The organism is Ensifer meliloti, from assembly GCF_030064585.1.
Classification (GTDB): domain Bacteria; phylum Pseudomonadota; class Alphaproteobacteria; order Rhizobiales; family Rhizobiaceae; genus Sinorhizobium; species Sinorhizobium meliloti.
In genome coordinates this window covers 844270-857874 of the sequence record NZ_CP120366.1, presented here as the reverse complement: position 1 = coordinate 857874, position 13605 = coordinate 844270, and the positions used below count along the sequence as shown (strand labels likewise).

Annotated in this window: 12 protein-coding genes and 2 pseudogenes; 5 read left to right on the top strand and 9 right to left on the bottom strand. The window is 60.8% G+C overall.

Annotated elements, in window-relative coordinates:
- Window positions 1-61: 61 nt before the first annotated feature.
- From PZL22_RS28655 to PZL22_RS28615, 9 genes and pseudogenes are all read right to left on the bottom strand, one after another.
- Window positions 62-241: pseudogene (locus PZL22_RS28655) on the bottom strand (methyltransferase); the annotation flags it as partial.
- Window positions 242-368: 127 nt separating this feature from the next.
- On the bottom strand, window positions 369-1106 hold the full coding sequence (istB, locus tag PZL22_RS28650; protein WP_010967560.1) for an IS21-like element helper ATPase IstB: 738 nt from the start codon (window positions 1104-1106) through the stop codon (window positions 369-371).
- Between the two features lie 12 nt (window positions 1107-1118).
- Window positions 1119-2648: an IS21 family transposase gene (gene istA, locus PZL22_RS28645; protein ID WP_284718813.1), complete on the bottom strand. Its 1530-nt coding sequence runs from the start codon at window positions 2646-2648 to the stop codon at window positions 1119-1121.
- Between the two features lie 192 nt (window positions 2649-2840).
- A pseudogene (locus tag PZL22_RS28640) lies at window positions 2841-3452 on the bottom strand (class I SAM-dependent methyltransferase); the annotation flags it as partial.
- 60 nt (window positions 3453-3512) lie between these two features.
- Window positions 3513-4325 carry a class I SAM-dependent methyltransferase gene (locus tag PZL22_RS28635; protein ID WP_010967090.1) on the bottom strand — a complete coding sequence of 271 codons (813 nt, stop codon included), beginning with the start codon at window positions 4323-4325 and terminating at the stop codon, window positions 3513-3515.
- Between the two features lie 83 nt (window positions 4326-4408).
- A complete protein-coding gene (locus PZL22_RS28630) occupies window positions 4409-4939 on the bottom strand; it encodes a tetratricopeptide repeat protein (protein WP_010967089.1) in 531 nt (176 codons plus the stop codon).
- A gap of 21 nt (window positions 4940-4960) precedes the next feature.
- Entirely contained in the window at window positions 4961-5257 is a 297-nt protein-coding gene (locus PZL22_RS28625) for a hypothetical protein (RefSeq protein ID WP_127637470.1), read from the bottom strand.
- The gene (locus PZL22_RS28620) at window positions 5254-6654 is read right to left on the bottom strand and encodes a type II and III secretion system protein family protein (RefSeq protein ID WP_010967087.1); all 1401 of its coding nucleotides are present in this window, start codon (window positions 6652-6654) and stop codon (window positions 5254-5256) included. Before PZL22_RS28620 ends, PZL22_RS28625 begins: the two co-directional genes overlap by 4 nt.
- A 233-nt stretch (window positions 6655-6887) precedes the next feature.
- Window positions 6888-7562, bottom strand: a complete 675-nt coding sequence (locus PZL22_RS28615) for a GntR family transcriptional regulator (RefSeq protein WP_010967085.1) — start codon at window positions 7560-7562, stop codon at window positions 6888-6890.
- 128 nt (window positions 7563-7690) lie between these two features.
- On the opposite strand from PZL22_RS28615, the gene PZL22_RS28610 reads away from it, so the two are divergent.
- From PZL22_RS28610 to PZL22_RS28590, 5 genes are all read left to right on the top strand, one after another.
- Entirely contained in the window at window positions 7691-8695 is a 1005-nt protein-coding gene (locus tag PZL22_RS28610) for a TRAP transporter substrate-binding protein (protein ID WP_010967084.1), read from the top strand.
- Window positions 8696-8761: 66 nt separating this feature from the next.
- Complete coding sequence (locus tag PZL22_RS28605) at window positions 8762-9331, top strand: TRAP transporter small permease subunit (protein WP_010967083.1); 570 nt, start codon at window positions 8762-8764, stop codon at window positions 9329-9331.
- On the top strand, window positions 9328-10644 hold the full coding sequence (locus PZL22_RS28600; protein WP_013845125.1) for a TRAP transporter large permease: 1317 nt from the start codon (window positions 9328-9330) through the stop codon (window positions 10642-10644). Before PZL22_RS28605 ends, PZL22_RS28600 begins: the two co-directional genes overlap by 4 nt.
- Complete coding sequence (locus PZL22_RS28595; RefSeq protein WP_013845126.1) at window positions 10641-12080, top strand: malonyl-CoA decarboxylase; 1440 nt, start codon at window positions 10641-10643, stop codon at window positions 12078-12080. The genes PZL22_RS28600 and PZL22_RS28595 overlap by 4 nt, the downstream gene beginning before the upstream one ends.
- Window positions 12077-13603, top strand: coding sequence for a malonate--CoA ligase (locus tag PZL22_RS28590; protein WP_010967081.1), 1527 nt, complete (start codon window positions 12077-12079; stop codon window positions 13601-13603). Before PZL22_RS28595 ends, PZL22_RS28590 begins: the two co-directional genes overlap by 4 nt.
- Window positions 13604-13605 lie beyond the last annotated feature (2 nt).

Sequence of the window (13605 nt, the reverse complement as noted above, 5' to 3'; positions counted from 1 at the left end):
TGTGGCTCGATTGACCCATACCTGCCTTCCACAGTGCTGATCGGCGACTTTCGCGGCGTAGTCAGCCTCCTCCGCCTGCCCGGCGGGCAGTGATGATCCACGCGCGAGAGTCGAAAAACACGCCCTCCGGGGTCATATGCCCCTCCAGCAAATCGCGCAGCCGCTGCAGTGGTTTGTCAGGCGGTTCATTCGTGCTCGCGAGAGCGTCCTGAACAAGATAAAGGCTGGTTAGCGCATCGAACTGCCGATTCCGATGAAGCCGCCCCTTTGTTCCGAGATGATTGCGCCCCCGGTTTCCGGGATGATCTCGCCCCCTGTTTAGTGGGGTCTGCAGGCGATGATTGTTGTCAGTTCATTCAGGCGAGGTGTCAAGCTTTGCGCGGTAGATTTCGGCGCAGACTATCGCCGCTCAATTCGATGCGGTGGGCATTGTGGACCAACCTGTCGAGTATGGCATCGGCGTAGGTTGGGTCGCCAATGACGCCGTGCCATGCGGACACGGGAAGTTGGCTGGTAATGATCGTTGATTTGCGTCCATAGCGATCTTCGAGGATTTCCAGCAGGTCGTGGCGGGCCTGTTCGTTGAGCGGCTCGAGCCCCCAATCATCCAGTATCAGGAGCTGAACATGGCCCAAGGTTCGTTGCAGGCGGGCGTAGCGGCCATCACCACGCGCGAGCGCAAGCTGGGCAAACAGCCTTGGGACACGCTGATAGAGAACTGAGCGATCGTCTCGGCAAGCCTTGTGGCCGAGAGCGCAAGCCAACCAACTCTTTCCGACACCCGAGGGTCCGCAAATGGCCAGATTGTCATGAGCGTTGATCCAGTCGCCACCGAGCAGTTTCATGAAGAGAGCACGGTCGAGGCCGCGTTCGGCGCGATAATCGACATCTTCCGGGGTCGCCTGGTGGCGAAGCTTGGCAAACCTGAGGCGTGCCGCAAGCTTCCGATCGTAACGGGAGCTCCATTCGCGTTCGAGCAGCAGTCCGAGCCATTCGGCGTGCGAGAGATGTTCGCTTTCGCCGTTGGCAACGAGTTCACTGAAGGCCTTTGCCATGCCGGCCAGGCCCATGGCATTCAATTTATCCAGTGTTGGATGAGCAAGCATCTTTCGTTCTCCTTAGTGGTAATAGCGAGGTCCGCGGATGTTGGCGTGATGGATCGGTTCATGCGACGCCGCTCCATTTGAGGCAGCCGTTCGATCAAGGTGATTGTCGAGGATGGAGCGCACCGAGCCATAGGTTCGTGCGCCAATCTCCAGCGCACGCCCGCAAGCTGCATTGACCCTGTCGCGGCCGAAGCTCTTGTTGAGGCGGATGATGCCGAGGCAAGCTCGAAAGCCCTGCTCGGGATGAGGCCTGTCGGCAAGAATGCGCTCGCACAACAGCGCAACATCCGGCCCCATCGCAGAGGCTTCGCGTTGAATCCGTTCAATCGTCCAGTCGGCAAAGCGGCGATGCGCAGAGGGCATATGATCGGGGATCGTCGTGTGCTTGCCGTTGCCGCTGGAGCGCCGGTGAGCGGCAATTCGCTCGCCCTTGTGGAAGATCTCGATCGTATTGGCGGTGATACGAGCCTCGACCTGCTCGCGGGCAAAGCGATAGGGAACGGAATAATAGTGCCGCTCGATCTCGACGTGATAATCCAGCCCGGCACGCCGGATACGCCACTCGGCAAAAATATAGCGTTCGACAGGCAGTGGTCGCAAAGCCGGACGATCAAGCTCTTCGAACAGTTGACGGCGGGTGACGCCAACGCGGCGCAGGACTCGTTTGTCATTGAGGTCATGAAGCAGTTCGCCGATCGCGGCATTGACCTCGGCCAAACTATAGAAGATGCGATGGCGCAGCCGGCCCAATAGCCAGCGTTCGACGATACGAACCGCAGCTTCCACTTTCGCCTTGTCCCGCGGGCGTCGCGGCCGCGTCGGCAAGACGGCGCTGCCATAATGGGCCGCCATCCCGCAATACGTCCGGTTTACCTGGGGATCGAAGTGGCAGGCCTTGATGATCGCTACCTTGGCATTGTCGGGAACCAGCAAGGCTGGCGCACCGCCAAAGAACTCCAGCGCCAGGATATGGCATTCAATCCAGTCGGGAAGCGTCTCGCTCCAACGTGCCTGCGCATATGAAAGGCTGGATGCTCCCAGAACCGCCACGAACAGGTGCGCCTGCCGTGTCTTGCCGGACAGCCGATCAACGACAACCGTGACCGTGTCGCCGGCGTAGTCGACGAACAGCTTGTCGCCGGCCGCGTGATCCTGCCGCATCGTCACAGGCAACTTCATCGCCCAGCCGCGGTAGAGGTCACAGAAGCGACTGTAGCGATAGCCCTCCGGATAACGGCTGATGTATTCGTCCCAAAGGATCTGCAGCGTCATATGCTTGCGCTTGAGTTCGCGGTGGACCTGCGTCCAGTCCGGCTCAGGGCTCCGACGATGACCCGTCTTCGTCCCGGCTGCCTTGTAAAGCGCCGCTTCCAGGACTGCATCGCTGACGTCGTCACCCAACGGCCACGATAGCTCCGCAATGGCCGCACGCCGAAGCGTCTCGCGCACCGTCGATGGCGCAGCTCCAACCCGAACCGCGATCGACTTGTGGGCAAGTCCTTGTTCGAAGCGATATCTCAATATCTCGCGGACACGCCGCATCTCCAGTCTCTCCGCAGGCATCCCGTTCCTTCCTCGTCACGTCGAAGGAAGAAACTTCACACCAGCAGAACACCCACGCCAGATGCTTTCCGATGGGGGCGGCATCATCTCGGAATCAGGGGGCGACTATTTCTCGGAATTGGGGGGCGAGATCATTTCGGAATCAGGGGGCGGATTGCCTCGGAATTTGCAATCGAACGCCGCATCGACATCTGATCCATAGAAGACCGGCTCTTGCACGTCCGCAAAGTCGATCGACGTAAAGCCTGCCGCGCTCAGAAGGTCGGTGGCAACCGGAGGGTCGCCAAGTGAAAACGGGTTGGCAGCACCTGCGGAAACCGCAATTGCCGGCGCCAGCGCTTGCCGGATAGCACGTGACCACTCGTTACGCTCCCGGCTCTGCCACACCATCCACACAAGGCGCGCGCCGGGGCGCATTGCCCGGCCGATATTGGCAAATGCCGCCGCCGGATCGGCAAAGAACATCACGCCAAACCGGCTGATGCAAAGGTCGAAACTGCCCGTCGGGAATCCGTGAAATTGCGCGTCGCCCTGCTCGAACATCGCATTCCGCAGACCCTCGGCGGCACTCCGTCGCCTTGCCTCCTCAAGCATCTCCGCGGAAATATCCACACCGATCGCTTCCCCTTGCGGCGCGGCGCGGGCGGCCTCGCGCGTCGTTTGTCCTGCACCGCAGCCGATATCGAGCACCCGATCATCTGCGCCAAAGTCGGCAGCAACCCGTAGCTGGCGATTGTGTCGCGCCAATTCTGCGTCGTAAAAGTCGGCACGATCCAACGCCATAACATCACCCTCTTTGTTCGAGCTGGTACGGGAGTTTGATTTTCCGTCCCCTGCACCGCGTTACTCTCGTCTTCCCGTGTAAACCGACGTCGTCATGTTTCTGGTGACGACGCCTGCGAACTCGGTTTCGGCTATTTTCTCCAGTCCGCTGAGTAACCTTTCCCGTTCGTCCGCTGGCAGTGCCGTGACATTCGAATAGGTCGCATAGAGGCGTCGAACAGCGGGTGGGTCCAGTGCCAGAGTCCAGTCTATGAGCTCCGGCTCGTCGGCCGTGAAACCAGCCTCCGCCAACTCACCCAGTCGCGCACCGACATTGAGGCCGTATGGCGTTTTAGTCGTTCCACCACCGGATGGGCTCGTACGATGGCCTGAGAACAGGTGAGCCGTCGCCCGATGAAATGGATCAGGCCTGACACCGTCCCCGAAGACATTCCAAAAGAGAGCGACGGTGCCGCCGGCTCGCAGCAGTCGATGAATGCGCCGCAGAGCAGGAGCGGCATCAATCCAGTGAAACGCCGTCGCACTGACGACGAGATCGAAACTCTTCTCCGGAACTTTCAATTTTTCGAAGGGAGTTTCCACCACTTCGAGCTCTTCCTTGTCCAATCGACCGCGAAGAAACCTGGCTAGCCGTCTGTCGGGCTCTACTGCCAGAAGCCGGTGGGGCCGATCTTCAAGAAGGCGTTCGGTGGCCAGCCCAGTTCCGGCTCCAATCTCGAGGATGGAGATACCGCGGCGGAGTCCTGCGCGATTTCGTAACGCGTCCCAGACGAGCTCCGGATAGGCGGGCCGGGCCGTGTGGTAGTTCTGCGGGTCGAGCCCAAATGCTTCTTTGCCGAAGGAACGGGCAAGGACGTCACTGGCCATAGCCATCACCGAGTTGCTGACCGCCGAAGCTAACTGCGAAGACGAAGCGGATCAACAACGCCCGGCGGCGGGAAACCGACGCCATTCCCTCAACTGCGGTCCAACAAGGCAAGATTGGCCTCGATTGTCTCGTCCCCCGGTGATGCCGCACGAGCTTCGAGCAGCAATTTGCGGGCCTTTGCCTTCTCGCCTCGGAGATATTGCGAGTATCCCATGTTGTTGACGATGCGTGGCTGGCGCCCGGCCACCTTGAGCAATTGATTGTAGGCGCGGTCCGCCAGATCGAACCGGCCGAGGCGGTCATAGCAGGCCGCCAATCCCATCAGCGCCTCGGCGTTATCTTGCCGCAGCTCTACCGCCTTTCGAAAGTGCTTCTCGGCGAGCCCATAATTGCCGTTCATGAATTGAAGCTTGCCCTGATCGAGATCGGACTTGCTCACGTCTCCGGATGACGCGAGAGCGGATGTCGGGTCGAATTCGGCACCCGACAACACCTCCGACGTCTGACAGCTCGAAAGAATCACGGTGGCGACGATCGCCATGACCAGTTCCGTGGGCCGGCGTCCTCCTCCCGAACGGCCCAGCACACTGCGGCCGGACGCGCCTGTTGTCATCTCCATTCGCTGATCGCCGCCCTCTTGCTACTGTGTCGTGGTGTCGTTCGGATAAGTCTCACCATTCCCCCCGTTTTGCTCCGCGTTCGGCTGCTGCGGCTTATACTGTTCCAGGTCGGCCGGCGTGGCCAAGCTGGTCTGCTTGACCCGTGGCGGCCACGGATCGACCATCTGCATCACGCTGTTTGCCGCGATTGCATCGCCTGCGGACAGAGCAATCGTTTCGCTGCGGACGAGCTCATGATTCTGGCAGCCGGAAAGCAGGATCGACGACGCAAAGAGAAGACCGGGAAAGCCTCTGGGCCTCCTGCTCCTCCGGATCATTGGAGCTCCAGAAAATGGCCGGAACTCGGTGCGCGGACGACACGCGCCTGCCTCGACGCTGACCGACCCCTGCCGTTGACCTCCACTTCATCGATATTGCCGAGAAAGAATTCAGCTTCGGTCGGGCGTTTTGTTCGATCCGACGGGCTGGCGACCTTCTTGAGCGGATCGATCGGTTTGACGAGATGAGGCGTGACGATGATCACCAGATCGGTCTCGCGGCGCTGGTAAGCCTTGGACGAAAACAACGCCCCGAGAATGGGAAGTTGCCCGAGGCCCGGCACGCGCTGGGTGATGAGATTGTTCTCGCTCTGCAGGAGGCCGGCGATCATGAAGCTCTGGCCGCTCTTGAGATCGACCGATGTCCGGGCACGGCGGACGGAGAAACCCGGGATCGCGATATTTCCCACCCGGTAGGAGGCGGTATTGTCGATCGCCGAAACTTCCGGCTCGATATCGAGGGCGATGAGGCCGTCGCTGAGCACGGTCGGCGTGAAATCCAGACCGACGCCGAACTTCTTATAGCTGACGGTAATGGTCCCGTCCTGTTCCGAGATCGGGATGGGAAATTCGCCGCCGGCCAGAAAACTTGAAGTCTCACCGGACCGCGCTATCAGGTTCGGTTCGGCCAGGCGCCGGGCCATGCCCCGGTCTTCGAGCGCATCGATCGCCACATCGACCGAGTAGCCCTCTCCGATGAGGCTGCCGATAAGGGAGCCGGCCGGCGTATTGGATGTCGCGCGCGGGGAGGAGTTGAACTCGACACTCCCGTTCGACCACGCATAAGCGGCACTGATCTGGGTTCCAAGCTCCTTGCCGACGTCGCGGTTGATCTCTACGAATCTGACATTCAGCTGTACCTGTTGGGACGACGTGATCTTAATGGAGTTGATGACCTCCTCGTCTCCGGCAAAGCGCGATGCGATCTGCTCAGCCTGGGTAGCTGCGACCGCGTCCGTGGCAGAGCCGGAAAGAACGATCCTTCCGTTCGCCGAGGTTACCTTTACGCTCGAGCCCGGCACCGACTGCCGGATCGTCGAGGAAAGCAATTTCGTATCGAGCGTCACCTCTATATCGATAATGCCGACCGGATTCTTTTCCGCATCGAAAATGGTGACGCTCGTCGAGCCCAGTTCATTGCCGAGGATATAGAAGGAGCGGTCGGTCAGAGGGGTTACGGTCGCAATCTCCGGATCCCCGATGACGATCTCATCGAATCGCTGCACGGCTCTGATCGTTACCGTCTTGCCCTTCGCAACCTTGATCGACCGCGAAAAATTCGACGAGATTTCCACGGAATCGCCGTTTGCCGACGCCGGAGGACTGACGCCAATGCCGGTACACAGAGCCACAACGAAGCAGAAGAACGCAAAAAGGGAGCCTCTTGACCTTGTCATGGTTCCTGTGTTCCTCCACGACACTCGGCACAATGTCGCACTCTCGTGACGCTACGTGTTGGCCGTAACCGCTGGGAGTTTTTCGGGAACCTGCCGCGAGGTCAACCAAGAATCCCCCCAAGCCACAATAAACACCCAGGAATTTTAAATAAAACCGTCAATTTTTAGTGGCCTGCGAAGCCTGTTATTCTCAAGTACTGTATTGGGCCGGAAAGCCTCGACCCTCCGGTTTCCTATCCGAGGCGGCCGCTGCGCCGCTCACGGTTCGAGAGGTTTGCTACAAGGTCACCGAAGCGGTCTCCTTGGACCGCCACATGGCTGCGCAAACCCTCCCGCGCGCCATCCGTATTGCCGGAAAGAATGGCTTCGACGATCTCTCCATGTTCCCTGAACGAGACCTTCATGCGGTTACGAACTCTGAGCTGCAGGCGACGATAGGGGCGAAGGCGGCGATGCAAGGTCGTGCATTGCTCCTCGAGAAAGCCGCTATGGCTCGCCGTGTATATCGCACGATGGAATATCTCGTTTTCATAATAGTAGCGATCGGTCTCCTCGCTGAGGACCGCCTCCCGGCATTTCTCGTGGGCAGCCAACAGAGCCGCACTGTCTTCCTCGGTATGCCGGCGAGCGGCAAGAGCACCCGCCATGCCTTCCAGTTCAGCCATCACCTCGAACATTTCGTAGACGCGCTGAGGTGCCGGGTCCACGACGACTGCGCCGCGCCGCGGTCTGATCTCGACAAGCCCGATCGCGCTCAATTGCATCAAGGCTTCGCGGATCGGGGTGCGGGATACGCCGAAGCGCATGGCGAGTTGCGTCTCGTCCAGGCGTTCACCCGGCTCGAACTCGCCCGTTACGATGCCGTTCTCGATATCGTCCCGCAGCTTGTAGAAAATGTTTTCGCTCATTCCTTATCCGACCAGTCCCGGTATGCAGCAACCATTTCTCTTGTATACAAAAATCTTGACACGGTACGCAAGATGGCTCCACTCTTATTACCAAGCCGGCGGGAGGCTGGCATGTCAGGGAGGAAGAAATGAGCAGTTTTCGACGGAAGTTGACGACTTCCGCTGTCGCGGCCATCTGCAGCTTGGTTGCTTCCACAGCGGGCGCCCAGACGGTGTTGAAGGCGTCGCACCAATTCCCGGGGGGCAAGGGCGACATTCGCGACGAGATGGTGCAACTGATCGCCCGCGAGGTCGCCGCCGCCAATGTCGGCCTCGAAATCCAGGTGTTCCCGGGGTCGTCTCTTTACAAGCCGAACGATCAGTGGAATGCGGTTACACGTGGCCTGCTCGATATGACTTCGTTCCCCTTGGACTATGCTTCCGGCCGCCACCCGGAATTCTCCGCGACGCTGATGCCCGGCCTCGTGGGAAACTTCGACCGCGCCATGCGGCTTAACGACTCCGAGTTCATGGGGGACATAAAGAAGGTCATCGAGAATGCCGGCGCCTTGGTGATCGCCGATGCGTGGCTCTCCGGTGCCTTCGCCTCCAAGAAGAATTGCATCACTTCCCCCGACACGATCAAGGGACAGGTGATCCGCGCCGCCGGGCCGGCCTTCGAGGAGATGCTCGTGGAAGCCGGCGCTTCGATCTCATCCATGCCTTCGTCGGAAATCTACACCGGCATGCAGACGGGCGTCCTGGATGCGGCGAACACCTCGTCGGCGAGTTTCGTCTCCTATCGCCTGTTCGAACAGGCCAAGTGCCTCACGGCGCCGGGAGAAAATGCCCTCTGGTTCATGTACGAACCGGTGCTGGTATCGAAGCGCGTCTTCGATGGCCTGACGGAAGAGCAGCAAAAGGCAATCCTCGCTGCCGGCGAGAAAGCGGAAGTCTATTTCAACGAAGAGGTCCGCAAGGGCGATCAGGTCATGATCGACACCTACAAGAAGGCAGGCGTCGAAGTCGTCGAGATGTCGAAGGAGGATTACGATGCCTGGCTCGAGCTCGCCAAGGCGTCGTCCTACAAGAACTTCGCCGCCAACGTTCCCGGCGGCGACAAGCTGATCGAAAAGGCGCTCGCCGTGAAGTAAGGCGGACCGGCAGAACGGCGCGCTCCGGCGCGCCATTCCCTTCCAGCGCAACTCGGGGATGATCTGATGCTCAAGGCCTATTCACGGGCTGTCGGCAATGCTTCGCGTGGCCTCGCGGCCGTTGCGACGGCCCTGCTCATTGCGGCGATGCTCGTCGTCTGCCAGATGATTATGCAGCGCTATGTATTTCGTCAGGCGACGATCTGGCAGACGGACTTCGTCGTGTTTTCCGCAACCGCAGCCATGTTTCTCGGCGCGCCCTACGTCTTGCTCAAGGGCGGCCATGTGGGCATCGACGTCGTCGAAATGGTGGTGGGCGAACGTACGCGATACGTTCTGCGCATCATTGCGGGCCTGCTCGGGCTCCTGTTCTGCGCCGTCATGCTGATTGCCACATGGATTCAGTTTCATGACGCGTGGGCGGGGAACTGGAAACACTCCAGCGTCTGGGCGCCGCCGCTTTGGGTGCCGCTCGCTGCCCTGCCCGTCAGCTTTGCCATGCTGTGCCTGCAATATGTCGCGCAGATTCTGACGCTCCTCACCGCCCCGGCAGTCCCGGCAGCCATGGGCCACGGCGCGGCCGAACCGGGTTCGGCCCCTGGCGCCGACCGTCATCCACAGGAGATCATTCAGTGAGCCCGACTGTCTCTGGACTGATGATCGTTGCGTGTCTTTTCGTGCTGCTGGCAACGGGAATGCCCATCGCCTTCGCCTTAGGTCTCGCCGCCTTCGCAGCGCTCTACATGCAAAGCGGCGCCGGCATTTTCTACGTGCTCGGCGACACGATGTTTTCCGGCATCGCCAATCTGGCCTATGTGTCGATCCCGATGTTCGTCCTCATGGGCGCGGCTGTTGCCTCTTCGCCGGCCGGATCTGATCTCTACACCTCGCTCGACCGGTGGCTGAACCGCATCCCGGGGGGGCTCATTCTGTCCAATATCGGAGCTTGCGCCATCTTTTCCGGCATGACTGGCTCTTCGCCCGCGACCTGCGCGGCGATCGGCAAAATGGGCATTCCGGAAATGATGCGGCGCGGCTATCCCGCTTCGGTCGCGAGCGGCTCCATCGCCGCCGGCGGCACGCTGGGCATTCTCATTCCCCCTTCGGTGACGCTGATCGTCTACGGAATAGCGACCGAGACCTCCATCGGGCGGTTGTTCATGGCGGGGATCCTGCCGGGTATTTTGCTGACGATCATGTTCATGACCTGGGCGGTCATCGATTGCAAACGCAAGGGCTACGAATTCGAGGCACGCCTCGTTCGCTACTCGATGAAGGAACGGCTGGCCGTCCTTCCGCGCATCCTGCCGTTCCTGCTGATCATCGCCGGCACGCTCTACGTACTCTATGGCGGTATCGCCACGCCTTCTGAAGCAGCCGGTGCGGGCGCGTTCCTGACATTGGCAGTCGTGATCGTCGCCTATCGCTTGTTCCGCTTTCGGCCCGTCGCTGGCATCTTCGGGTCGGCAATGAAGGAAAGCGTCATGATCATGATGATCATGGCTGCTGCCGAGCTCTTCGCCTTCGCGCTGTCGTCGCTGTTCATCACACAGACCGTCGCCGCAGCGATCGCGGACATGGAGGTCAACCGTTGGGTGCTGATGGCGGTCATCAACGTCTTTCTGTTGATCTGCGGCATGTTCCTGCCCCCCGTCGCCGTCATCGTGATGACCTCGCCGATGCTCTTCCCGATCGTCACCCAGGCGGGTTTCGACCCCTACTGGTTCGCGATCGTGCTGACGATCAACATGGAGGTCGGCCTGATCACGCCTCCGATCGGCCTCAACCTTTTTGTGATCAATGCCATCGCGCCGCAGATTCCGACGAAGGACATTCTCTGGGGCTCACTGCCTTACGTGCTCGTTATGTTCCTGGCGATCATTCTCCTCTGCGTCTTTCCAGACGTTGCGACGTGGCTGCCGAACCAGATGCTGGGGACCGTCCAATGAACACGACGTCTTTTTTCAGCGACATGCTGCAGAGCATTGCCGAGCGCGGCCGGCGATTCCTGTCGCTCGGTCCGGCCCGAAACGGCGATGTCAATCCGGTCGGCACCATGGAAGCGCTCTGCGACACGCTGCTGTCGAGCCGGGGCGAGGCGTCGGGCATGGCGCTGGCCAAGAACATTCTGGATCGCTGGCAAGGCTTCGATCAGGACAAGCGGCGCGATTTCATGTTGGCGCTGCTCTCTCGTTTCGGCCCTGATATCGAACGGCTGGAGCGGGCGATCGACGCCTATCGCGCCGATCCGACGCCGAAGGCGCTGCTCGAGATGAGCATGGCGGCAGAACCGCGCCGCCAGGAATTGATCCGCAGGCTCAACCTTGCGCCGAACGGCATCGCGACCCTCGTCCGCATGCGGGCGGACCTCCTCGAACTTAAAGCCCAAAACCCCGATCTGGAGGCGGTCGATACGGACTTCGCGCATCTCTTCGGATCCTGGTTCAATCGGGGCTTCCTCGTGCTGCGGCCGATCAGCTGGTCGACGCCGGCCGACATTCTGGAAAAGATCATTCGTTACGAGGCCGTCCATCATATCGGCGGCTGGGACGAGTTGCGCCGGCGGCTTGCGCCGGAGGACCGGCGCTGCTTCGCCTTCTTTCATCCGCAGCTGGTCGACGACCCGCTGATCTTCGTTGAAGTGGCGCTGACACGCGAAATGCCTCCCAACATCGCGGACCTGCTGAAGGAGGATCGTGCTCCGATCCGCGCTACTGACGCGACGACAGCCGTCTTCTATTCCATTTCGAACTGTCAGGAAGGCCTCAGGGGCATCTCCTTCGGCAACTTCCTGATCAAACAGGTGGTGGAGGATCTGCGGCGCGACCTCCCTCGCCTCGACACCTTCGTGACGCTGTCGCCGGTGCCGGGCTTTGCCGATTGGTTGTCGCGCGAACGCCAGGCGGAAACGTCCAACGCCCTGTCGGCCGCCGATCGCAGCAGGCTCGCGGCGCTCGACGAGCCTGATTGGGCCGATCAGCCGGAGATCGCGGCAGCCATCCAGCCAAGCCTTACCGCTGCGGCCGCCTGGTATTTCCTCAGGGCTCGCAACCGCAACGGCAAGACAGTTGATCCCGTTGCCCGGTTCCATCTCGGCAATGGCGCGCGGCTGGAACGCATCAATTTCCTAGGCGACCGGTCCGAACGGGCCATGCGCCAGGCCCACGGGCTGATGGTCAACTATCTTTACAAGCTCGACGACATCGAGACGAACCACGAGGCATTTGCAACCCGTGGCGAGGTCGTCGCCGCACCCGCGATCCGCCGGCTGATCCCGGCCGACAGAAGTTCACGTAGCCTCGTTCCGGGTCCGAACGTGTTTCCCCCGGGCGTCCGATCAGCTGACGCACCAGGAAGGAAGGGTGACAAGGAGTTCACTTCATGAGCAACCATCTGTTCGACGCCATACGCCGGGCAGCGCGCCCCGACTCCGCCTTCATCCTGACGGCCGATGGCCGTGTCTGGACCTATGGCGACATGTTGGAGCATTCGGGACGCATCGCTTCCGTGCTCGACGCCCTGGGGGTGCGGCCGGGCGATCGGGTGGCGGTCCAGGTGGAAAAGAGCCCCGAGGCGCTGATGCTCTATCTCGCCTGTCTTCGCACGGGCGCCGTCTATCTTCCGCTCAACACGGCCTATACGCTTGCCGAGTTGGACTATTTCTTCGGCGATGCCGAGCCGCGGCTTATCGTCTGCGCCCCAGGCGCGAAGGAGGGGATTGCGAAGCATGCCGCCGATTGCGGCGCCGAGGTCGAAACGCTCGACGAGAAGGGTGGCGGCTCGCTGATCGACCTTGCCCGGGGCAAGGCACCGGATTTCCCCGACGCCGATCGCGGTCCGGATGACCTCGCCGCCATCCTCTACACGTCCGGCACGACCGGCCGGTCCAAGGGCGCGATGCTGACGCATGACAACCTCCTGTCGAACGCCACCACGCTTCGCGAGTATTGGCGCTTCACGGCCGACGACAGGCTGATCCACGCCCTCCCGATCTTTCACACGCATGGCCTCTTCGTTGCATCGAACGTCATTCTTCTGGCCGGCGCCTCGATGTTTTTCCTGCCAAAATTCGACGCGAACGAAGTCCTGCGTCTGATGCCGCAATCAACCTCAATGATGGGCGTTCCGACCTTCTATGTGCGCCTAGTTCAGAATCCTGGGCTAACGCACGAGGCAACCGCCGGGATGCGGCTTTTCGTGTCTGGCTCGGCTCCGCTGCTTGCCGAGACTCACAGGACTTTCGCGCAGATGACCGGACATGCCATTCTAGAGCGCTACGGCATGACCGAAACCAATATGAACACCTCGAACCCCTATGACGGCGAGCGCATCGCCGGAACCGTCGGCTTCCCCTTGCCGGGGGTTTCGCTTCGCGTCGCCGATCCGGAGAGCGGCAGGCCGCTCCCGAAAGGCGAAACGGGGATGATCGAGGTGAAGGGCCCGAACGTGTTCAAGGGCTATTGGCGCATGCCCGAAAAGACGCAGGGCGAGTTCCGCGCCGATGGTTTCTTCATAACCGGCGATCTCGGCAGGATCGACGAGCGCGGCTACGTCCATATCGTCGGGCGAGGAAAGGATCTCGTGATCTCCGGCGGTTACAACATTTATCCGAAGGAGGTTGAAACCGAGATCGATCAGATGCCGGGCGTCGTGGAAACGGCTGTGATTGGGCTGCCGCATCCGGATTTCGGCGAAGGCGTCACGGCTGTGGTCGTCCGGAAGCCCGGTGCGGCCATCGACGAACGCGCCATTCTCGATGGTCTGGAAGGTCGCCTCGCGCGCTACAAGCAACCGAAACGGGTGATCTTCGTGGACGACCTGCCGCGCAATACGATGGGCAAAGTCCAGAAGAACGTACTTCGCGAAACATATGCCCGTCTTTACGCAGGAGCCGAAGCGCGTGTGTAGGC